Annotated in this window: 16 protein-coding genes; 7 read left to right on the forward strand and 9 right to left on the reverse strand. The window is 66.8% G+C overall.

The window, feature by feature from the left end; translation table 11 throughout:
- Positions 1-5 precede the first annotated feature (5 nt).
- From AC3WLF_RS23410 to AC3WLF_RS23445, 8 genes are all read right to left on the reverse strand, one after another.
- Positions 6-1,946, reverse strand: coding sequence for an amidohydrolase (locus tag AC3WLF_RS23410; RefSeq protein WP_492317374.1), 1,941 nt, complete (start codon positions 1,944-1,946; stop codon positions 6-8).
- Between the two features lie 5 nt (positions 1,947-1,951).
- A complete protein-coding gene (locus tag AC3WLF_RS23415) occupies positions 1,952-2,773 on the reverse strand; it encodes an alpha/beta fold hydrolase (RefSeq protein WP_492317373.1) in 822 nt (273 codons plus the stop codon).
- A 62-nt stretch (positions 2,774-2,835) separates the two neighbouring features.
- On the reverse strand, positions 2,836-3,522 hold the full coding sequence (locus AC3WLF_RS23420) for a hydrolase (RefSeq protein WP_010812814.1): 687 nt from the start codon (positions 3,520-3,522) through the stop codon (positions 2,836-2,838).
- A gap of 341 nt (positions 3,523-3,863) precedes the next feature.
- Positions 3,864-5,207: an NADP-specific glutamate dehydrogenase gene (gene gdhA / locus AC3WLF_RS23425; RefSeq protein ID WP_492317372.1), complete on the reverse strand. Its 1,344-nt coding sequence runs from the start codon at positions 5,205-5,207 to the stop codon at positions 3,864-3,866.
- A 290-nt stretch (positions 5,208-5,497) separates the two neighbouring features.
- Positions 5,498-6,253 (reverse strand): DeoR/GlpR family DNA-binding transcription regulator, encoded by a 756-nt coding sequence (locus tag AC3WLF_RS23430; RefSeq protein ID WP_018308927.1) that lies wholly within the window; start codon positions 6,251-6,253, stop codon positions 5,498-5,500.
- Between the two features lie 168 nt (positions 6,254-6,421).
- Positions 6,422-7,885 (reverse strand): phosphonoacetaldehyde dehydrogenase, encoded by a 1,464-nt coding sequence (gene phnY, locus AC3WLF_RS23435; RefSeq protein WP_492340414.1) that lies wholly within the window; start codon positions 7,883-7,885, stop codon positions 6,422-6,424.
- 42 nt (positions 7,886-7,927) lie between these two features.
- Positions 7,928-9,190 carry a phosphonoacetate hydrolase gene (gene phnA, locus AC3WLF_RS23440; protein ID WP_492317370.1) on the reverse strand — a complete coding sequence of 421 codons (1,263 nt, stop codon included), beginning with the start codon at positions 9,188-9,190 and terminating at the stop codon, positions 7,928-7,930.
- 59 nt (positions 9,191-9,249) lie between these two features.
- A complete protein-coding gene (locus AC3WLF_RS23445) occupies positions 9,250-9,960 on the reverse strand; it encodes a phosphonate utilization associated transcriptional regulator (RefSeq protein WP_492358900.1) in 711 nt (236 codons plus the stop codon).
- A 265-nt stretch (positions 9,961-10,225) separates the two neighbouring features.
- On the opposite strand from AC3WLF_RS23445, the gene AC3WLF_RS23450 reads away from it, so the two are divergent.
- From AC3WLF_RS23450 to purU, 7 genes are all read left to right on the forward strand, one after another.
- Positions 10,226-11,260 carry a putative 2-aminoethylphosphonate ABC transporter substrate-binding protein gene (locus AC3WLF_RS23450; protein WP_492358901.1) on the forward strand — a complete coding sequence of 345 codons (1,035 nt, stop codon included), beginning with the start codon at positions 10,226-10,228 and terminating at the stop codon, positions 11,258-11,260.
- A gap of 90 nt (positions 11,261-11,350) precedes the next feature.
- Positions 11,351-12,463, forward strand: coding sequence for a putative 2-aminoethylphosphonate ABC transporter ATP-binding protein (locus tag AC3WLF_RS23455; protein ID WP_492317367.1), 1,113 nt, complete (start codon positions 11,351-11,353; stop codon positions 12,461-12,463).
- Positions 12,454-14,268 carry a putative 2-aminoethylphosphonate ABC transporter permease subunit gene (locus AC3WLF_RS23460; protein ID WP_492317366.1) on the forward strand — a complete coding sequence of 605 codons (1,815 nt, stop codon included), beginning with the start codon at positions 12,454-12,456 and terminating at the stop codon, positions 14,266-14,268. Before AC3WLF_RS23455 ends, AC3WLF_RS23460 begins: the two co-directional genes overlap by 10 nt.
- A 40-nt stretch (positions 14,269-14,308) precedes the next feature.
- Complete coding sequence (locus AC3WLF_RS23465) at positions 14,309-15,442, forward strand: 2-aminoethylphosphonate--pyruvate transaminase (RefSeq protein WP_492358902.1); 1,134 nt, start codon at positions 14,309-14,311, stop codon at positions 15,440-15,442.
- A gap of 113 nt (positions 15,443-15,555) precedes the next feature.
- Positions 15,556-16,407 (forward strand): EamA family transporter, encoded by an 852-nt coding sequence (locus tag AC3WLF_RS23470; protein WP_492317364.1) that lies wholly within the window; start codon positions 15,556-15,558, stop codon positions 16,405-16,407.
- 97 nt (positions 16,408-16,504) lie between these two features.
- On the forward strand, positions 16,505-19,000 hold the full coding sequence (locus AC3WLF_RS23475; protein WP_492357448.1) for a GcvT family protein: 2,496 nt from the start codon (positions 16,505-16,507) through the stop codon (positions 18,998-19,000).
- Between the two features lie 26 nt (positions 19,001-19,026).
- Positions 19,027-19,923, forward strand: coding sequence for a formyltetrahydrofolate deformylase (gene purU, locus AC3WLF_RS23480; protein WP_492358903.1), 897 nt, complete (start codon positions 19,027-19,029; stop codon positions 19,921-19,923).
- 22 nt (positions 19,924-19,945) lie between these two features.
- Here purU and AC3WLF_RS23485 read toward each other — a convergent pair whose 3' ends face one another.
- A complete protein-coding gene (locus AC3WLF_RS23485) occupies positions 19,946-21,271 on the reverse strand; it encodes an aminotransferase-like domain-containing protein (RefSeq protein ID WP_492317361.1) in 1,326 nt (441 codons plus the stop codon).
- Positions 21,272-21,312: the final 41 nt, after the last annotated feature.

Consider the following 21,312-nt stretch of genomic DNA (forward strand, 5'->3'; position numbering starts at 1 on the left):
CGGCATCAGAACGCCCAGCATGAGCAACCCAGCGCGCCCCAGAACGTACTCTCGTCCGAGGTGGGCACGCCGGCCGTCCAGGCCCTGGCATGCGCATGGCCGTGCACGCCGCACGAACTGGCACAGCCGCAGGCGGTGTTCAGGGCCAGCTTTTGGGCTTGCGGGCGCGGCTGGTAACCGCCCGCGTGCCGCACCGGCGACCAGTCCGGCATGGCCGGCGGGATGGCGGGCGACAGCTTGCCGAAGTCGCCGTCACCATAGACCACTTCGCCGCCGAGGATGGTCAGCACCGAGGTGATGTCCTGGATCTCGTCGCCCGGCACGCTGAAATAGTCCGCGGACAGCACCGCCAGGTCGGCCAGCTGGCCCGCCTTGACCTGGCCCTTCTTGCCGGTTTCGGAAGAGAACCAGGTATTGGCCTCGGTCCACAGCCGCAGCGCGGTCTCGCGGTCGAGCAGGTTGGCCTGCGGGTACATCGACATGCCGCCCACGGTCTTGCCGGTGGTCAGCCAGTACAGCGACACCCACGGGTTGTAAGAGGCCACGCGCGTGGCATCGGTGCCGGCGCCGACCTTGACGCCCTTCTCGAGCATCTTCTTGATCGGCGGCGTGGCTTCGGCGGCCTTGGCACCGTAGCGCTCGACAAAGTACTCGCCCTGGTAGGCCATGCGGTGCTGCACGGCGATGCCGCCGCCAAGCGCGGCGATGCGGTCGATGTTGCGGTCGGAGATGGTCTCGGCGTGATCGAAGAACCAGTTCAGGCCGTTGAACGGGATGTCCTTGGCGACCTTTTCATAGACGTCGAGCGCGCGCGTGATGGTCTGGTCATAGGTCGCATGCAGGCGCCACGGCCAGCGCTTCTCGGCCAGCAGGCGGATCACCGGCTCCAGGTCGGCTTCCATCGACGGCGCCATCTCGGGGCGCTCGACGCGGAAGTCCTCGAAATCGGCAGCGGTGTAGACCAGCATCTCGCCGGCGCCGTTGTGGCGGTAGAGGTCGTCGCCCTGGCCTGGCTTGACGGTCGACGTCCAGGTCTTGAAGTCGCTCAGCTCTTCCTTGGGCTTCTGCGTGAACAGGTTGTAGGCGAGGCGCACCGTGAGCTGCCCTGCCTTGTGCAGCTCCTCGATGATGTTGTAGTCCTCGGGATAGTTCTGGTAGCCGCCGCCGGCGTCGATCACGCCAGTCACACCGAGCCGGTTCACCTCGCGCATGAAATGGCGTGTCGAGTTCTTCTGGTACTCGGGCGGCAGCTTCGGCCCCTTGGCCAGCGTGGCGTAGAGGATCGTCGCGTTGGGCCTGGCCAGTAGCAGGCCGGTGGGATTGCCGCGTGCATCGCGCACGATCTCGCCGCCCGGAGGGTTCGGCGTGTCCTTGGTGTAGCCAACGGCACGCAGTGCGGCGCCGTTCAGGATGGCGCGGTCGTACAGGTGCAGGATGAAGACCGGGGTGTCGGGCGCCACGGCATTCAGTTCCTCGATGGTCGGCAGCCGCTTCTCGGCGAACTGGTGCTCGGTGAAGCCGCCCACTACCCGCACCCATTGCGGCGCCGGCGTGCGCGCGACCTGTTCCTTCAGCATGCGCATGGCGTCGGCGAGCGAGCGCACGCCGTCCCAGCGCAGTTCCATGTTGTAGTTCAGGCCGCCGCGGATGATATGCATATGGCTGTCGATCAGCCCGGGAATGGCCCGCCGGCCATTCAGGTCGACCACCTTGGTCTGCGCGCCGGCCAGCCTCATGATGTCCTGGCGCGTGCCGACGGCGACGAAGCGTCCGTCGCGGATCGCAACGGCATCCGCCTGCGGCCTGGACTTGTCGAGCGTGGCGAACTTGCCGTTGACGAGGATGAGGCTGGGTTGGCTGCCAGGCGACATGGCGAAGGTCTCCGAGAGAGGCGCCGCGCCGAGCGCGGCGGCCGAGGCGATAAATTGCCGGCGGGTGACTGACATCGGGCTCAGGCCTTCAGGAAGGCCAGCAGGTCGGCGTTGACCTGGTCGGCATTGACCACGCACATGCCGTGCGAAGCGCCCGGATACACCTTGAGGGTCGCGCCCTTGACCAGTTCCACCGACCGCTTCGCCGAAGCGTCGATGGGCACGATCTGGTCGTCATCGCCATGCAGGATCAGCGTGGGCACGTCGAACTTCTTCAGGTCCTCGGTGTAGTCCACTTCCGAGAATTCCCTGATGCAGGCGTACTGGCCCACGATGCCGCCGGCCATGCCCTGCGCCCAGAAGGCATCGATGGTGCCTTGCGAGACCTTGGCGCCCGGCCGGTTGAAGCCAAAGAACGGCGTCGCCAGGTCCTGGTAGAACTGCGAGCGATTGTCGGCAACGCCCTTGCGGATGCCGTCGAACACATCGATCGGCAGCCCGCCGGGGTTGGCCGCGGTCTTGAGCATGATCGGCGGCACCGCGCCGATCAGCACCGCCTTGGCGACACGGGCGGTGCCATGGCGGCCGATGTAGTGCGCCACCTCGCCGCCACCGGTGGAATGCCCCACCAGCGTGGCATCGCGCAGGTCCAGCGCGTCCAGCAGCGCGGCCAGGTCGTCGGCATAGGTATCCATGTCGTTGCCCTGCGCCGGCTGGTCCGATCGCCCGTGGCCGCGGCGGTCATGGGCGATCACCCGGAACCCCTGCTGCACCAGGAACAGCATCTGCGCGTCCCACGCGTCGGCATTGAGGGGCCAGCCGTGGGAGAAGACCACGGGCTGGCCACTGCCCCAGTCCTTGTAGAAGATCTGTGTGCCGTCCTGCGTCGTAATGATGCTCATGATGGGGCTCCTGGATGCAATGAAGGGGAATCGGGTGAGCTTGCGGCGGGTTCGGTGCCGGCTCAGCGGGCAGGCACGGCGGCCAGCGCCTCATGCGGCGTGGCGGTGCGCTGCGCGGCCTTGTGGACCATGGTGTACGCGTAATCCACTCCCATACCGTAGGCGCCCGAGTGCTCCTTGACCAGTTTCATCACCGCGTCATACGTGTCGCGGTGGGCCCAGTCGCGCTGCCATTCCAGCAGCACCTGCTGCCAGGTGACCGGCACCACGCCGGCCTGGACCATGCGCTGCATGGCGTAGTCGTGGGCTTCCTTCGAGGTGCCGCCGGAGGCATCGGCCACCATGTAAATCTCATAGTCGCCTTCGGCCATGGCGCAAAGGGCAAAGCTGTTGTTGCAGACTTCGGTCCACAGGCCGGACACCACCACCTTCTTGCGGCCGTTGGCCTTGAGGGCGTCACGCACCTTCTGGTCGTCCCAGGAATTCATCGAGGTGCGTTCCAGCAGCTTGTGGTCCGGGAACACATCCAGCAGTTCCGGGTAGGTGAAGCCCGAGAACGACTCCGTTTCCACCGTGGTGATGGTGGTCGGGATATTGAAGATCTTCGCCGCCTTGGCCAGGCCGACGGTGTTGTTCTTCAAGGCCTGGCGGTCCATCGACTGCACCCCGAAGGCCATCTGCGGCTGGTGGTCGATAAAGATCAGCTGGCTGTTTTGCGGGGTCAGGACTTCGAGCTTGGGGTTCGTCATGATGATCTCCGGTCAGGGGGCGCCTGGATAGGCTAAGAAGTTAGTGGCCGCTACCGCTGCATTCGTTCACCAGTAGCATTCGTCTGGTGTGCGTGCATAGTAGGCAAGGCGCCGTGCACTGACTACGGAGCAAAGTCCGAGGACAGTGTTCGCGATTTGCGAATAATCGGAAGATGCAGTCGGGCGGCGGGCCGTGGCGGGAAATGGCGGGCGTGAGGGCGCTGCCCAGCGCTGCGGGGTGGGTACTACTGCCTGGGGGGAATCGGGGGGAGATGCGCCAGACGGGTGCGTGCGTGCACCCGCCCGGCAACGGCCGGCATTGCGCCGGCCGGAACTTCAGGTCAGATCACGCCTTGCGCCAGCATGGCGTCGGCCACCTTGACGAAGCCGGCGATGTTCGCGCCTTCCACGTAGTTGATATAGCCATCCGCCTTCTGCCCGTGGTGGATGCAGTTCTGGTGGATGTCCTTCATGATCGCGTGCAGCTTCTCGTCGACCTCGGCATGGTGCCAGGACAGGCGCATGGCGTTCTGCGACATTTCCAGGCCGGAAGTGGCAACGCCGCCGGCATTGCTGGCCTTGCCCGGGGCGTAGAGGATCTTCGCATCGACAAAGCGGTCCACGGCTTCCAGCGTCGACGGCATGTTGGCGCCTTCGGCCACGCAGATCACGCCATTGCCGAGCAGGGTCTCCGCGTCGTTGCCGTCCAGCTCGTTCTGGGTGGCGCACGGCAGCGCCACGTCGGCGGGCACGTGCCACGGGGTGCGGCCGGCTTCGAAGGTCATGCCGTGGCGGGCGGCAAAGTCAGACAGGCGGCCGCGCTCTTCATTCTTGAAGGCCATCACTTCGGCCAGCTGCTCGGTGGTCATGCCCTGCGGGTAATGCAGCACGCCGCCGGAATCGGACAGCGTCAGCACCGTGGCGCCCAGCTCGATCGCCTTCTCGGCCGCGTACTGGGCCACGTTGCCCGAGCCCGAGATCAGCACGCGCAGGCCGTCAAAAGCGCGCCCGCGACGGTGCAGCATCTCCTGGGCAAAGTAGACCGTGCCGTAGCCGGTCGCTTCCGGGCGCATCAGGCTGCCGCCGTAGGCCAGGCCCTTGCCGGTAAAGACGCAGGCGGACTGGTTCGACAGCTTCTTCATCATGCCGGCCATAAAGCCGACTTCGCGCGCACCCACGCCGATGTCGCCGGCCGGGATGTCGGTATCCGGGCCCAGGTGGCGGTACAGCTCGGTCACCAGCGCCTGGCAGAAGCGCATCACTTCGCCATCGGACTTGCCCTTGGGATCAAAGTCCGAGCCGCCCTTGCCGCCGCCCATGGGCAGCGTGGTCAGCGCGTTCTTGAAGGTCTGCTCGAAGCCCAGGAACTTCAGCACCGACAGGTTCACGGTCGGGTGGAAGCGCATGCCGCCCTTGAACGGGCCGATCGCCGAGCTGTGCTGCACGCGGAAGGCGCGGTTGACCTGCACGCGGTTCTGGTCGTCGGTCCAGGCCACGCGGAACTGGATCACGCGCTCGGGCTCCACCAGCCGCTCGAGCAGGGCCTGGTCGGCGTAGCGCGGATTGCGCTCGACAAAGGGCCAGAGCGTCATCATCACTTCCTTCACGGCCTGGAGGAATTCAGGTTGATTGGGGTCGCGGCGGGCAACCCCCGCCAGGAATGCGTCAAGGGAGGGAGAATTCACGGATGTCTCTTGCTGTGCTGGAGTGGCTGGATCCGGCAGCCTTGCCGGCTTGGTGCCGGTCTGTGGTGCCGTCGGGCGTTGCGCCGATGGAAGGTGGGTGGCCTCCGGTTGTCCGCACATTCACGGCGGGCCGTGCCTGTCGGACAACGCAGCACTTTAGCACCAGCGTGGGGCACATGACAGTCAAAACACCTGTGACAGCGGCGTGAAAGCCGCATTTTAGTGCATGTGGCGGGATTTCCGTGCGATCAGCGGACAGCGTTGTGTCCAGCGAGTGGGTTCCCCGGCCTTCAGGCGATGAGCAGCCTGGCGCCCCGCTCCTTGAGCGCCGCGGCCAGTTCCGGCTCCGGCGCCATGTCCGTGATCAGCCAGGCGGCCTGCTCCCCATGCTTGATGTTGACCCCGGTATTGCGGCCGAACTTGGTGTGGTCGGCGACCACGCAGGCCACGTCGGCGGCCAGCAGCATGCGGCTGCGCAGCTCCGCCGCGGCGCGGGAGAAGTCGCAGATCTCGCCGCGCGGCGTGACGCCGCCGATGCCGACAAAGGCAAAGTCGGTGTGGTAGCGCGACAGCTGTTCAATGGTGTCCCAGCCGTGCGTGGCGTCTTCGTTGTCCTGCAGCTCCCCGCCCAGCACGATCACCCGGTTGCCGTTGCGCCGGCCCAGCAGCTGGGCGATGGCAAGGTCGTTGGTGTAGACCAGCAGGTTGTGGTGGCCATGCAGCGCCTGCGCCACCGCGTGGGTAGTGGTGCCGTAATCCAGGATCAGCGAGGCGCCGTCGCGCACCAGCTCCGCCGCGCGCACGCCGATGGCGCGCTTGCCTTCCGCATTGACTGCGGCGCGGGTCTGGGTATCTGGCTCGGTGCGGTCCGAGGCCAGCGCGCCGCCGTGGGTCAGCACCAGCAGGCCACGCGCGGCCAGCGCGTTCAGGTCGCGCCGGATGGTCTCGCGCGAGACGTCGAGCTCGGTCACCAGTTCGCTGATGGCCAGCGCGCCGGTGGCGGACAGCTGGTCGAGGATGTATTTCTGCCGTTGTTCGGCGAGCACGGTGACTCCGGGAGCGTCAGGTATTGGGGGCTGATTCTAGCGCAGCGGCTGCTGTGGTTTGCCAAGGACCATGGGCCCGCCCCCGACCGACAGCGCGCCCCCTCTCCCGCAAGCGGGAGAGGGAGCCAACCAGCGGCAAGCTCAAGCTCCCCAAGTACTTCAGCACCCTCACGCCCAGGGCAGCGTGACCGTCTTCAGGTTGGTGAAACTCTTGGCCGCCTCCTGCACCCCCTCCTTGTACCCCAGCCCCGAGTCCTTGATGCCGCCGAACGGCGTCAGCTCGATGCGGTAGCCCGGCACTTCCCACAGGTTGACCGTGCCCACATGCAGCGAATTGGCGATCCTGGTGAAATCCTCGATGCGGTTGGTGCAGACCCCGGACGACAGCCCGAACGCGGTGCCATTGGAAATCCGGATGGCATCGTCCACGTCGCGGAAGGTGATGATGGGCGAAACCGGCCCGAAGGTTTCTTCGCGCACCACGGTCATCGACGGGTCCACGCGGTCCAGCACCGTCGGCGAATAGCTGGCGCCGTTGCGCTGGTTGCCTACCAGCAGCCGCGCACCCTGCGCCACTGCCTCATTGACGCGGGCCTCGAACAGCTGCGCGGCCTGCTCGTCGATCACGGTGCCCATGTCCACGCCGCGGTCCATCGGGTCGCCGTATTTCCACGCGCGGGTCTTCTCCACCACCAGTTCGGTAAAGCGCGCGGCCACGGCTTCATGCACCAGCATGCGCTTGACCGCGGTGCAGCGCTGGCCGGAGTTCTTGTACGAGCCCTGCACCGCCAGGTCCGAGGCGCGGTCCAGGTCGGCGTCGTCCAGCACGATCAGCGGGTCGTTGCCGCCCAGCTCCAGCACCACGCGCTTGTAGCCGGCCTTGCTGGCAATGTACTTGCCGATCGCCACGCCGCCGGTAAAGGTCACCAGGTCCACGGCGGGGTGCGTGATCAGCTCGTCGGCGATCTCGCGCGGGTCGCCGGTGATCACCTGCAGCATCTGCGGCGGCAGGCCGGCTTCATACAGCAGGTCGGCCAGGTAGAACGCCGACAACGGCACCTTTTCCGACGGCTTGAGCACCATGCGGTTGTTGGTGGCGATCGACGGCGCCACCTTGTGCGCCACCTGGTTCATCGGGTGGTTGAACGGCGTGATGGCGCAGATCACGCCCAGCAGCGGCTCGCGCTGGGTCATCACGCGGCGCTTCTTGCCGTGGGGGGTCAGGTCGCACGAGAACAGCTGGCCATCGTCGCGCAGCGCCTCGGTGGCGGCAAAGCCAAGCACGTCGGCGACGCGGCCGATCTCATACAGCGAATCCTTCTTGGACAGGCCGGATTCCAGCGTGATCAGGTCCGATGCCTCCTCAGTGCGTTCGCGCAGCAGCGCGGCGGCGCGGTTCAGGATGGCGGCGCGCTCATAGCGCGTCAGCGTGGAGCGGTAGGCCTGGCCAACTTCGAAGGCACGGCGCACATCGTCAAGCGTGGCCTTGGGCACGGTGCCGACCAGCGTGCCGTCATACGGGTTGCACACTTCGATCACGCGCTCGCGCACGATCTTCTGGCCGTCGATGCGCAGGGCCTCGGCGCGGAAATGGGGGCTGACGGCGCCAGCGGGGAATTGGGGGGCGTTCATAAGTCTCCTCCGGTCAACACGGTTCGGTACGGCTCGATGCACTCAGTGCAGATGGTTCAGCGCGACATCGAAGATGTCGAAGTTGCGCAGCTGGGCCTTGCCGGGGATACCGGCCGTGGCGCGATTGAATACCAGCGGCACGGTCTGCTCCGACACGCCGCCGTGCGAGCGCAGCGGCGCGTCCAGCCCGGACAGGTCGTGGCGGCTGTGGCTGGTGCCCAGCACCACATGCTTGTCGCTGGTCACCACCAGGTCGCCGACGCGGTCGGGCGGCAGTTCGAAGCGCGCGCAGGCCTCGGCGTTGGTCAGCACGCTTTCCACGCCCTGCAGGTCGGACAGCCGGGCCTGGATCGCGGCCGGGTCCGCATCGTCGGGCAGATAGATGGTGGCGTAGGACCCGAGCGCACCGTGGTGGACCACGTAGGGGTCGGTGATCGGCAGGATCACGCGCGCGCCGCCGTCTTCCACGCCGCGGCCCAGCCATGCGTCCAGGTGGTCCTGCAGGTAGATCACGTTGGGCGCCTTGGTGGCGTCGTCGTGCTTGGCGTTCATGCCGTGGTCGGCGGTCAGCGCGACCACACAGCCCAGTTCGTCCAGCCGCGCCAGGTACTTGTCCATCATGGCGTAGAAGGCGTTGGCGCCGTCCGAGCCGGGTGCGAACTTGTGCTGGATATAGTCGGTGGTGGACAGGTACATCAGGTCCGGGCGGCGCGTTTCCATCAGGCGCACGCCGGCGGCGAAGACAAACTCAGACAGCTCCGCGCTGTACACGTCGGGAACCGGCATGCCGACCAGCTCGACCACGCCGTCGATGCCGTTCTCTTCCACCGTGGCCTGGTCGGCCTTCTCCGACGAGAAGCAGATGCCCTGCATGCCATGGCCCAGCAAGCGGCGCAGCTTGTCCTTGGCGGTCACCACGGCGACGCTGGCGCCGGCATCGGCAAACGCGGCCAGGATGGTGCCGGCGCGCAGGTACTTGGGGTCGTTCATCATCACTTCCTCGCCGCGCCCGCCGTTGGCGCTGCGGTCAAAGAAGTAGTTGCCGCAGATGCCGTGCACCGCCGGCGGCGCGCCGCAGACGATGGACAGGTTGTTGGGGTTGGTGAAGGTGGGCACCACGCAGGCGCCGCGGAAGGCAGAGCCGGCTTCCAGCAGCCGCTTCAGGTAGGGCGCGCGGCCGCTGGCGGCGGCGGCTTCCAGGTAGTCGAACTCGCAGCCGTCGACGCAGACCACCACGACGGGCTGCTGCATCCAGCGGTAGGTGCGCTGGTTGACGGTAAGGGTGCGGGTATTGGTGTCGGGCATGGTGGGTTCCTGTGCGTAGGCGCGATCGGGGTCGTCAGCTTCAGTAAATTCAGTCGGATTCAGGCGGCAGCACCCCTGTCGGCGCTGGCCGGGTCCACGGCGGCATGCATGCGGGCGCGGCCACGCTCCACGTGCTCGCGCATCAGGCGCGCGGCCAGTTCGCCGTCGCGCGCGGCAATCGCCGAGACGATGGCGCGGTGCTCGCGGGTGGAATCGGGCATGGCGGCGTGGCTGCCGGACAGCGCCTCGCGGCGGAACAGCGTCAGCTCCTTGACCAGGCGCCGGTAGGTGTCCAGCAGCTTGCGGTTGCCGGCCAGTTCGACCATGCGGTCGTGGAACGCCAGGTTCAGCCGCGTGTATTCGTCGACATCGCGCGCCTGGCTGGCCGCGTCCAGCGCCTCCACTAGGGCGCGCAGTTCGCGCAGGCTCTCGGGCGTGACGCGGGCGGCCAGTTGCCGGCCGATGAATTCATCGAGCACCGCGCGCAGTTCATAGATCTCATCGGCTTCCTCCACCGAAATGGCGCGCACGAACACGCCGCGGTTCTTCTCGGTGCGCAGCAGGCCGGCCTGCTCCAGCGCCCGGAAGGCTTCCCGCACCGGTCCGCGCGACACGTTCAGCTGCCCCGCCACCTCGATCTCATTGAGCTTGGCGCCAGGTGGCAGGTCGCCCGACATGATCCGCAGTTCCAGTTCACGCTGCACCAGGGTGGTCAGGGACTGGCTCTGCAGGATGGTGATTTCGCTCGCCAGCGGCGCTTGGCGTGACATGAAAACTCCCCGTTTGTGACGGATTAAGCAGTATCGAAAATCCTTATTGCCATTAAAGCAAGCGGTTTGTATATTGTCAACAATCAAGGCATCGGTACAGCGCGCAGGGTAAATAACAGAGCGCTGAAAGCCAGGCATATGCCTTGCAAGTGTTGTATCACAAGGGTTTATCGGTGTTTCAATGTTGTGCAGCACGCCTCGTGGCATTGCAACATATTCACCAAATCGACACATATCTCCACCTACAATGCCAGAAGGAGTCCCCATGCAACCGTCCTTCACATCCACCCTGCGCACCGCCGCCGCCCTGCTTGCGCTAGCCGCCTCCGGTACGGCGCTGGCCCAGAAAACCACTCTCACCGTCTACACGGCGTGGGAGATCGAGACCCTCAAGCCGTACGCCGAGGGCTTTGCCAAGGTGGCGCCCGATATCGAACTGAAGTACGTGCGCGACTCCACCGGCGTCATCACCGCCAAGGCGCTCGCTGAAAAAGGCAACCCGCAGGCCGACGTGATCGCCGGGCTGGCTGCGTCGAGCCTGGAACTGCTCAAGCAGGAAGGGATGCTGGCGCCCTACTCGCCCAAGGGCTTCGAGAAACTGACGCGCGACTACAGCGACAAGGCCACGCCGCCGTCCTGGGTGGGGCTGGACGTCTGGGGCGCAACCATCTGCTTCAACACCATCGAAGCCAAGAAGCGCAACCTGCCGCGCCCCGAGACCTGGAAGGACCTGGCCAAGCCCGTCTACAAGGGCACCATCGTGATGCCCAACCCGGCCTCCTCCGGCACCGGCTTCCTGGACGTGACCGCCTGGCTGCAGCTCTATGGCGAGCAGGATGGCTGGAAGTACATGGATGCACTGCACGAGAACATCGCCCAGTACACCCATTCGGGCTCCAAGCCATGCAAGCAGGCCGGCTCGGGTGAGTTTCCGATCGGCATCTCGTTCGAGCTGCGCGCGCACAAGACGCTGGCCTCGGGCGCGCCGATCGAGATGATCTTCCCCAAGGAAGGCCTGGGCTACGACATCGAGGCTGCCGGCATCGTCAAGGGCACCAAGAAAATGGAGGCCGCGCAGCGCTATATGGACTGGCTGGCCAGCAAGGAGGCCAACCAGCTGTTTGCCAGGGACTGGGCCATCGTCGCCTATCCGGGCGTGGCGAGGAAGATCGAGACCATCCCGGCCAACTACGAGCAGATGCTGGTCAAGAACGATTTCAGCCATATCGCCAAGAACCGCGAGCGCGTGCTGGCCGAGTGGCAGAAGCGCTATGCCAGCAAGTCGGAGAAGCAGCCCTGAGCGCCTGAGCGCCGTCGTGTACCTGCGCCCTCGCCCCACCTGGGGCAGAGGACGCCGGGTCTCCCAACAGAACACACCGGGCCCCACGCCATGCAGACCTCCCCATCCACGGCCGAGACCTACCTCAGCCTGAAAGGCATCCACAAGCGCTTCGGCGGCAGCAGCGGCGCCTTCGTGGCACTCCACAACATCGACCTGGACGTGCGCCAGGGCGAGCTGCTGTGCTTCCTGGGCCCGTCGGGCTGCGGCAAGACCACGCTGCTGCGCATCATCGCCGGGCTGGAATCGCAGAGCGCCGGCACCATCCACCAGGGCGGGCGCGACATCTCCACGCTGCCGCCGATGGAGCGCGACTACGGCATCGTGTTCCAGTCCTACGCGCTGTTCCCCAACCTGACGGTGGCGGACAACGTGGCCTACGGCCTGGTCAACCGCCGCATGCCGCGCGACCAGCGCCGCGCCCGCGTGGATGAGCTGCTGACGCTGGTGGGGCTGCCCGAGCGCGGCAACCAGTACCCGGCGCAGCTGTCCGGCGGCCAGCAGCAGCGCGTGGCGATTGCACGCGCGCTGGCCACCTCGCCCGGCCTGCTGTTGCTGGATGAGCCGCTGTCCGCGCTCGATGCCCGCGTGCGGGTGCGGCTGCGCAGCGAGATCCGCGCGCTGCAGCAGCGGCTGAACATCACCACCATCCTGGTCACGCACGACCAGGAAGAGGCATTGTCGATGGCCGACCGCATCGTGGTGATGAACCAGGGCGCGATCGAGCAGGTGGGCACGCCGGCGCAGATCTACCAGCGCCCGGCCACGCCGTTCGCCGCGGACTTCGTCGGCAAGACCAATATGCTGGGCGCGCGCGTCTGCGGCGACGGCGAACTGCAGCTGGGTGGCGTGCGCATGCGCTGCGCCGCGCCCCCGGGCTGTTGCGCCGACGAGGACGTGCAGGTGTTCTTCCGCCCCGAAGACGTCTGCGTGCGCGGCATCGAACAGCATGGCCCCAACGTGCTGGAGGCCACCGTGGACAAGATCGAGTTCCTCGGTGCGTTCTCGCGGCTGACGCTGCGCCTGCCTGACGCAGCGTCCGGCGCCCTGTACGCCGACCTCTCCCTCAATGACCTGCACGAGCTGCGCCCGAACACCGGCGACCTGCTGCGCCTGGCCATTCCCGCTGACCGTATCCGCATTTTCCGCCACGCATGCGCATGAGCCTCACTGCGGCGCCGGCCAATACGTCTGCCACCATGCCGGCCACCGATACCGTCCCCGCCACCGCCACCAGCGCGCCGGCCGGGCCTGCCAACCCCGGCGCGCAGCCCGCGCCGCCGGCCCTGGTCGCCACCGCCGTGCGCGCGCACTGGACCGACCGCCTCGCCCACGTGCTGCTGGCGCTGGCCGCGCTGGCGCTCGCCTGCTTCGTGCTGGCGCCGATCGTGATGATCCTGGCCAAGAGCGTGCAGAACCGCGACGGCAGCCTGGCCGGCATCGCGCACTTCCGCGCGTACCTCGAGTCGCCCGCGCTGCTGCGTTCGGTGTGGAACAGCCTGTGGGTCTCTGCCCTGGCCACCTGCATCACCGTGCCGCTGGCATTCAGCTTTGCCTATGCGCTGACGCGCAGCCGCATCGCCTGCAAGGGCCTGCTGCGCAACCTGGCGCTGATCCCGCTGCTGGCGCCATCGCTGCTGGCGGCGATCTCCTTCATCTTCTGGTTCGGCAACCAGGGGCTGTTCAAGCCGTGGATGGGCAGCACGCAGATCTACGGGCCGCTGGGCATCGTGGCCTCGCTGGTGTTCGCCACCTTCCCGCATGCGCTGATGATCCTGATCACCGCGCTGTCGCTGACCGACGCGCGGCTGTACGAGGCGGCCGATGCGCTGGGCACCTCGACCGTGCGCAAGTTCTTCACCATCACCGTGCCGGGCGCGCGCTACGGCCTGGTCAGCGCGGCCATGGTGGTGTTCACCTATGCGATCTCGGACTTCGGCATCCCCAAGGTGATCGGCGGCAACTTCCATATGCTGGCCACCGACATCTACAAGCTGGTGATCGGCATGCAGGACTTCTCGCAGGGCGCGGTGGTGTCGCTGATGCTGCTGGTGCCGGTGGCCGTCACCTACTATGTCGATGCGCGCGTGCAACGGCGCCAGATGGCGCTGATGTCGGCACGCTCGGTGCCCTACGTGCCGCGCCGCAGCCGCCGCTTCGACCTGGCCATGGCGGTGTTCTGCTGGCTGATGGCAGCGCTGATGCTGGCGGTGATGGGCATGGCGATCTACGCGTCCTTCGTCAAGCTGTGGCCGTACAACTTCTCGCTGTCGCTGAACCACTACCGGGTGGGGCTGGTCGAGGGCGGCGTGGTCGATTCCTACCTGAACAGCCTGCGCATGGCGGGACTGGCCGCGGTGATCGGGCCGGTGTTCATCTTCACCACCGCCTACCTGCTGGAGAAGACCCGCGGCATGGACTGGCTGCGCAGCTTCGTGCGGCTGATGGCGGTGCTGCCGATGGGCGTGCCCGGGCTGGTGCTGGGCCTGGGCTACATCTTCTTCTTCGTGCCGCAGGCCAACCCGATGCACGGGCTGTACCAGACGCTGGGGATCCTGGTGCTGGTGACCATCGTCCACTATTACGCGTCGTGCCACCTGACCGCCGTGACCGCGCTCAAGCAGCTCGACAGCGAGTTCGAGGCCGTGTCCGCCTCGCTCAAGGTGCCCTTCTACAAGACCTTCTTCAAGGTCACGGTGCCGGCCTGCCTGCCCGCCATCCTGGAGATCTCGCGCTACCTGTTCATCAATGCGATGACCACGGTCTCGGCGGTGGTGTTCCTGTACGGCGCCGACACCAAGCTGGCCTCGGTCGAGATCGTCAACCTGGATGAATCCGGCGACATCGGCCCCGCGGCGGCAATGGCGACGCTGGTGGTGCTGACCTCGGCCTTCGCCTGCCTGCTCTATTACCTGCTGCAACGCGTGCTCGATCGCAAGACCCAGGCCTGGCGCCAGGGCAACGACTGACATTCCCTTGTATCCACTCCTTCCCAATCAGGAGCTCACCATGATTCGCGGCAACGACCCGATCCTTCTGACCCCCGGCCCCCTGACCACCTCGCTCGCCACCAAGCAGGCCATGCTGCGCGACTGGGGCTCGTGGGACGCCGCCTTCAACGCCATCACGCGCAGCCTGTGCGACGACCTGGTGCGCATCGTCCACGGCGAAGGCACCCATATGTGCGTGCCGATGCAGGGCAGCGGCACCTTCTCGGTGGAAGCCGCCATCGCCAACGTGGTGCCGCGCGACGGCAAGGTGCTGGTGCCGCAGAACGGCGCCTACTGCCAGCGCATCCTCAAGATCTGCAAGGTGCTGGGCCGCGCCAGCGTGGAACTGCCGATCCCCGAAGACCAGCCCGCCACCGCCGCGCTGATCGAAGAGGCCATCCGGCGCGACCCGTCGATCACGCACGTGGCGCAGGTGCACTGCGAGACCGGCGCCGGCGTGCTCAACCCGCTGCAGGAAATCGCCGCGCTGTGCCAGCGGCTGGGCAAGGGGCTGATCGTCGACGCGATGAGCTCGTTCGGCGCGATCGAGATCGACGCCCGCACCATGCCGTTCGACGCGCTGGTGGCCGCCACCGGCAAGTGCATCGAGGGCGTGCCGGGCATGGGCTTCGTGCTAGTCAGGAAAGACGTGCTGGAAGCCAGCCAGGGCAACAGCCACTCGCTGGCGCTGGACCTGTACGACCAGTACGTCTACATGCAGAAGACCACGCAGTGGCGCTTCACGCCGCCCACGCATGTGGTGGCGGCCTTCCGCACCGCGCTCGACCAGTTCCTGGAAGAAGGCGGCCAGCCGGTGCGCGGCGCGCGCTACCGCAGGAACTGCGACACGCTGGTGCAGGGCATGGCCGCGCTCGGCTTCCGCGCCTTCCTGCCGGCGGCGGTGCAGGCGCCGATCATCGTCACCTTCCATGCGCCGGCCGACGCGCGCTATGACTTCAAGACCTTCTACGCCAGGGTGCGCGAGCGCGGCTACATCCTGTATCCGGGAAAGCTGACGCAGATGGAGACCTTCCGCGTCGGGTGCATTGGTGCGATCGATGACAACGAGATGCGCAATGTGGTGACGGCGATTGGCGAGGTGCTGCGCGAGATGGGGATCAAGGCGCAGGCGCCGCTGGCGGAAGCGGCTTAAGCCACCTTCCTCCAGCGCCTGGCAACAGGCACCCCTCTCCCGCAGGCGGGAGAGGGGTGCAGACAAGCGGGCTTGCAAACCCATCAGAAATCCGCAAGAACAACCCCTCCTTCATGCCCCTCCCCCCAGACTTTCACGGCCTCGCCTTTGCCGCCGTGATGCTGTCCGCGCTGATGCACGCGTCGTGGAATGCCATCGTCAAGATCGGTGGCGACCGCTTGTCGTCGATGGCGCTGATCGACACCTTCTGCCTGCTGGTGGCGCTGCCCTTCCTGTTCCTGGTGCCGCTGCCCGCGCCGCAGGTGTGGCCCTTCCTGCTCGCCACGGTGGCGCTGGAAGTCGGCTACAAGCTGTCGCTGGTGGCCGCCTACAACCGTGGCGACTTCAGCCAGGCCTATCCGCTGATGCGCGGCTCGGCGCCGATGATGGTGGCGATCCTGCTGTTGCTGACCGGCAGCGAACGGCTGGGGCCAGGCGGCTATGCCGGCATCGCGCTGATCTGTTGCGGGCTGGTCAGCCTGGTGCGCTGGCGCCGGCAATCGCCCGACCTGCTCGGCTTTGCGCTGCTGGCCGGGGCCTGCCTGGCGGCCGGTACCGTGATCGACGGCACCGCGGTCAAGCGCTACGGCGAGGTCTTCACCTATATCGTCTGGCTGCAGGCGATGTCGCACATCTTCATGCCGACCTACGCCTTCAGCCGGCGCGGCACCGCGCTGGTCACGCTGATGCGCACGGAATGGAAGCGCGCGTGGATCGGCGGCATCAACCGGGTGGGCTCGTATGCGCTGATGCTGTGGGCCATGACCATGGCGCCAGTGACCAAGCTGGCGGCGCTGCGTGAATCGAGCGTGATCTTTGCCGCGCTGCTGGGCCACTTCCTGCTGCGCGAGCCCTTCGACCGGCGGCGGCTGATTGCGACCGCGCTGGTCCTGGCGGGGATCCTGACACTGCAACTGGCGCGCTGATCCGTCGATGCATGTTGCATTTTGTGTTGTTTGTTGGCGTTTTTTTGCATAACATGGCAGGCAACGCCAACCACTTCCCTGCCGAGGTTTTCCCGCCATGTCCCCTGTCATCCCTTCCCACTCCCGCGTCGTCATCATCGGCGGCGGCATCATCGGTTGCAGCGTCGCCTATCACCTGACCAAGCTCGGCTGGAAGGATGTGGTCCTGCTGGAACAGGGACAACTGTCCTGCGGCACCACATGGCACGCGGCCGGGCTGGTCGGGCAACTGCGCTCGCAGGAAAGCATGACGAAACTGATCCGCTACTCCACCCAGCTGTACAGCGAACTGGAAGCGGAAACGGGCCTCGGCACCGGCTGGAAGCAATGCGGCTCGCTGTCGGTCGCGCGCACCGCGGAACGCATGACGCAACTGCGCCGCACCGCGGCGGTGGCGCGGGCCTATGGCGTGGATTGCGAGGTGATCTCGCCCGCCCAGGCCGGCGAACTGTGGCCGGTGATGCGCACCGACGACCTGCTTGGGGCGGTCTGGCTGCCGGGCGACGGCAAGGCCAACCCGACCGACCTGACCCAGGCGCTGGCGCGCGGCGCGCGCAGCCGCGGCGCGGTCATCGCGCAGGATACGAAGATCACCGCGATCCATACCCGCGATGGCCGCGCCACCGGCGTGAGCTGGCGCAACAAGGCCGGCGACGAAGGCCGCATCGAGGCGGAGATCGTCGTCAATTGCGCCGGCCAGTGGGCGCGCCAGGTCGGCCAGATGTGCGGCGTGACCGTGCCGCTGCACTCGGCCGAGCACTATTACATCGTCACCGAGCGCATTGCCGGCGTGCACCCTGACCTGCCGGTGATGCGCGACCCGGACGGCTTCATCTACTTCAAGGAAGAAGTGGGCGGGCTGGTGATGGGCGGCTTCGAGCCCAATGCCAAGCCGTGGGGCATGCAGGGCATTCCTGAGCCGTTCGAGTTCCAGTTGCTGCCTGATGACTGGGACCAGTTCGAGATCCTGATGGAGAACGCGCTGATCCGCGTTCCGGCACTGGAGTCGGCGCAGGTCAAGCAGTTCTACAACGGACCCGAGTCGTTCACGCCGGACAACAACTTCATCCTCGGCGAAGCGCCCGAGCTGCGCAATTTCTACGTGGGCGCGGGCTTCAACTCAATGGGGATCGCGTCCGCCGGCGGCGCCGGCATGGCGCTGGCGGAATGGATCGTCGCGGGCGAGCCGACCATGGACCTGTGGCCGGTCGATATCCGCCGCTTTGCCGGCTTCAACGGCAACCAAAGCTGGCTGCACGACCGCGTCAGGGAAACGCTGGGCCTGCACTACGCGATGCCATGGCCCAACCGGGAACTGGATACGGCGCGGCCGTTCCGCCGCTCGCCGCTCTATGCCCACCTGCACGCCGCCGGCGCCAATTTCGGCAGCAAGATGGGCTGGGAGCGGCCAAACTTCTTCGCGCCTGCCGGACAATCGCCCGAGATCCGCTACTCGTTCGGGCAGCAGAACTGGCTGCCGTGGAGCGGCGCGGAACACCGCGCCTGCCGCGAGGCGGTGGCGCTGTTCGACATGAGTTCGTTCTCCAAGTACATCGTCAAGGGTGCCGATGCCGAGGCCGTGCTGCAATACGTGATGAGCAACGACGTGGCCGTGCCGCCGGGGCAGACCGTGTACACCGCCATGCTCAACGACCGCGGCACCTATGAATCCGACCTGACCGTGACGCGGCTGGCGCACGACCAGTACCTGCTGGTGACCGGCTCGGCGCAGACCACGCGCGACTTCAACTATGTCGAGCGCCTGATTCCCGCCGACAAGCGCTGCGCGATCGTCGATGTCACCGGGCAGTACGCTGTGCTGGCGGTGATGGGCCCGCGCTCGCGCGAGCTGTTGCAGAGCGTGTCGCGCGCCGATTTCTCCAATCAGGCGTTCCCGTTCGGCACCTCGAAAGAGATCGATCTCGGCTATGCCACGGTGCGCGCCACGCGCCTGACCTATGTGGGCGAACTGGGCTGGGAGCTGTATGTCCCGGTGGAATTCGCCGTCGGCGTCTATGACACTTTGCACGAGGCCGGGAAACGCTTCGGACTGGTCAACGCCGGCTACTACGCCATCGAATCGCTGCGTATCGAGAAAGGTTACCGCGCCTGGAGCCGCGAACTGAACACCGACATCCATCCGTTCGAGGCCGGACTGTCGTTTGCCTGCAAGCTGAACACCGACATCCCGTTCCGCGGGCGCGAGGCGCTGCTGAAGCTGCGCGCTGCCGGCGGTGCCGCGCAGGTGCGGCGGCGCGTTGCCGTGGTCAGGCTGGACGGTGCCAGCGAGGCCATGCTCTGGGGCGGCGAGGCGATCCTGCGCACTGCCCCGGACGGCACCGTGCGCCCCGCCGGCTTCGTGACATCGGCCGCGTTCGGCCACACCCTTGGGTGTCCGGTGGGCATGGGGCTTCTGGCACGCGCCGATGGTCCCGCCGACGCGGCATGGATCGAGGCAGGCAAGTATCACGTAGACCTGGCCGGGGAACTGCTGCCTGCACGCATCCACCTGCGTGCGCCATACGATCCGGCCAGCGAACGGACCAAGGCCTGATGATGCAAGCAGATACCGGAGTGCCCATGCCAGTGGTCCAGACCGAAACCGCCAGCTACATCCTGACGCTGTCGTGCCCCGACCGTCTCGGCATTGTCCATGCCGTCTCGGCGCTGCTGGTGGAAGCCGGCGCCAATATCGTCGATTCCGCGCAGTTCGGCGATCGCGACAGCGCACGGTTCTTCATGCGGGTGCACTTCCAGCGGCCGCTGCCAGAAGGCCAGGATGCCGGCGATGCGCTCGCCGCCCTGCGCAGCACGCTGGCGGGCGTGGCGGCCGCGCATGAGATGGACTGGGCGCTGCACGACGCCGCGCGCAAGCCGCGCGTGATGCTGATGGTGTCAAAGATCGGCCACTGCCTGAACGACCTGCTGTTCCGCTACCGCACTGGCCAGCTGCCCATCGAGATTCCGGCCATCGTCTCCAACCACAAGGACTTCTACCAGCTTGCGGCGAGCTACGACATCCCGTTCCATCACCTGCCCCTGCTCAATGCCACGCCGCAAGGCAAGGCCGCGCAGGAAGCGAGGCTGTGGGATCTGGTCTGCGACTACAGTATAGACCTGGTGGTCCTGGCCCGTTACATGCAGGTCTTGTCCGACGACCTGTGCCGCCGCCTGGAGGGCCGCGCCATCAATATCCATCATTCCTTCCTGCCCAGCTTCAAGGGCGCGCGCCCCTACGCGCAAGCCTATGAGCGCGGCGTCAAGCTGATCGGCGCCACGGCCCACTATGTGACCGGCGACCTCGACGAAGGCCCCATCATCGAACAGGAAGTCGCGCGCGTGGACCATGCCATGGACGCCGCGCAGCTGACCGCCATCGGACGCGACGTGGAATGCGTGGCGCTGGCGCGGGCGGTGAAATGGCATGCGGAACATCGAGTCCTGCGCAACGGCGGCAGGACGCTGGTGTTCCGCTGAACGGGCAGCCTTTGCCGCCGCTTCAGCCGGCTGCCGCCCGCCGGACCTTGCGCAACGCCTGCTCCAGCGCATCCATCGAGATCGACCCGAGCGCCAGCCGCAGCGCATGCGGCACGCTCGCGCCGACCGCGAACGGCTCGGCCGTCGTCACCAGCACACCCTCGTGCTCCAGGGCGGCCACGACCTGGTCGGCGCGCAGGTCCTCCTCGAGTTCAAGCCACAGGTAGTATGAAGACGGGTGCGCCGTGACGCGGCAGCCGCGCAAGATGCGCCGCGCCAGGCTCTGCCTGCGCCGGGCGTCCTTGCGCTTGCGATCTTCCAGGTCATCGACGATGCCGGCTTCGATCCAGAGGCAGCCGAGCGCCACGGTCAGCGACGGCGTGTTCCAGGTTGACACGCGAATGGCGCGTTCCAGGGCCGGCACCAGCGGCGCGGGCGCCGCGACGAACCCCATCCTCAGTCCCGATGCCACGCTTTTCGACAAGCCCGAGACGTAGACGGTCCGCTCTGGCGCGAAGGTGAACACCGGTTTCGGCGCCGGTTCGGCAAGGAAGGCGTAGGCGCCATCTTCAATGATCAGCAGATCATGCCGTTGCGCCAGGGCCGCAAGGCGGCCGCGGTCCGCCTCGTTCATGACATAGCCCAGCGGATTGTGCATGGTCGGCATGGTGTAGACCGCCCGCACCGGACGCCGCTTGCAGAGCGCGGCAAGGCGATCCAGGTCCAGGCCCGCGGCGGTCGCCGGCAACGGCTCCAGGTCGAGCCGGTACAACTGCGCCAGCGCCTTCATGCCCGGGTACGTCAGCGCGTCAACCGCCACCACGTCGCCGGGATTGAGCAACCCCATCACCGTCACCGCCAGGCCCTGCTGCGCGCCGTTGACGATCAGCACCTGGCTGCCCGGCACCCGGATGCCGCGGTTGCGCAGGTGCCGGGCAACGGCCTGCCGTTCGTGCGGGCGCCCGCCCTGCGGCGCGGAATGCAGCAACGCGTCAAGGTCGCCCGAAGCCGCGATGCTGCGCAAGCCATCGCGCAACAGTTCAACCTGCCCGGGCAGCGACGGATAGTTGAAAGTCAGGTCCACCGCGCCGGCGCGCACCGGATGCTGCTCCAGCCCCAGGCCGCGCGGCAGCGAGGTATCGCGCACGAACGTGCCCCGGCCGGTCTCGCCGACCACCAGGCCGACGGCCTCCAGTTCGACATAGACGCGTGCCGCTGTCGCCAGCGCGACGCCGTACTGCTTCATCAGCGCACGCACCGTCGGCAGTTGCGTGCCCGGAGGCAGTTCGCCGCGATGAATGCGCGCGGCAATCTCGTCAACAATGATCTTGTAGCGCGCGTGGGCCATGCTTTGTATCTAGAACAATGCTTTGCGTGTATCAGGCCAGA

The organism is Cupriavidus sp. FW306-01-F10A (genome assembly GCF_058782785.1).

What these genes read in the sequence shown, in the direction of transcription:
- purU (WP_492358903.1), top strand. Translation starts at nt 19,027, where the DNA reads ATGCCAGTGGTCCAGACCGAAACCGCCAGCTACATCCTGACGCTGTCG.
- phnA (WP_492317370.1), bottom strand. Translation starts at nt 9,190, where the DNA reads ATGCCCGACACCAATACCCGCACCCTTACCGTCAACCAGCGCACCTAC.
- phnY (WP_492340414.1), bottom strand. Translation starts at nt 7,885, where the DNA reads ATGAACGCCCCCCAATTCCCCGCTGGCGCCGTCAGCCCCCATTTCCGC.
- AC3WLF_RS23455 (WP_492317367.1), top strand. Translation starts at nt 11,351, where the DNA reads ATGCAGACCTCCCCATCCACGGCCGAGACCTACCTCAGCCTGAAAGGC.
- AC3WLF_RS23475 (WP_492357448.1), top strand. Translation starts at nt 16,505, where the DNA reads ATGTCCCCTGTCATCCCTTCCCACTCCCGCGTCGTCATCATCGGCGGC.
- AC3WLF_RS23465 (WP_492358902.1), top strand. Translation starts at nt 14,309, where the DNA reads ATGATTCGCGGCAACGACCCGATCCTTCTGACCCCCGGCCCCCTGACC.
- AC3WLF_RS23420 (WP_010812814.1), bottom strand. Translation starts at nt 3,522, where the DNA reads ATGACGAACCCCAAGCTCGAAGTCCTGACCCCGCAAAACAGCCAGCTG.
- AC3WLF_RS23470 (WP_492317364.1), top strand. Translation starts at nt 15,556, where the DNA reads ATGCCCCTCCCCCCAGACTTTCACGGCCTCGCCTTTGCCGCCGTGATG.
- AC3WLF_RS23460 (WP_492317366.1), top strand. Translation starts at nt 12,454, where the DNA reads ATGCGCATGAGCCTCACTGCGGCGCCGGCCAATACGTCTGCCACCATG.
- AC3WLF_RS23485 (WP_492317361.1), bottom strand. Translation starts at nt 21,271, where the DNA reads ATGGCCCACGCGCGCTACAAGATCATTGTTGACGAGATTGCCGCGCGC.
- AC3WLF_RS23450 (WP_492358901.1), top strand. Translation starts at nt 10,226, where the DNA reads ATGCAACCGTCCTTCACATCCACCCTGCGCACCGCCGCCGCCCTGCTT.
- AC3WLF_RS23410 (WP_492317374.1), bottom strand. Translation starts at nt 1,946, where the DNA reads ATGTCAGTCACCCGCCGGCAATTTATCGCCTCGGCCGCCGCGCTCGGC.
- AC3WLF_RS23415 (WP_492317373.1), bottom strand. Translation starts at nt 2,773, where the DNA reads ATGAGCATCATTACGACGCAGGACGGCACACAGATCTTCTACAAGGAC.
- AC3WLF_RS23445 (WP_492358900.1), bottom strand. Translation starts at nt 9,960, where the DNA reads ATGTCACGCCAAGCGCCGCTGGCGAGCGAAATCACCATCCTGCAGAGC.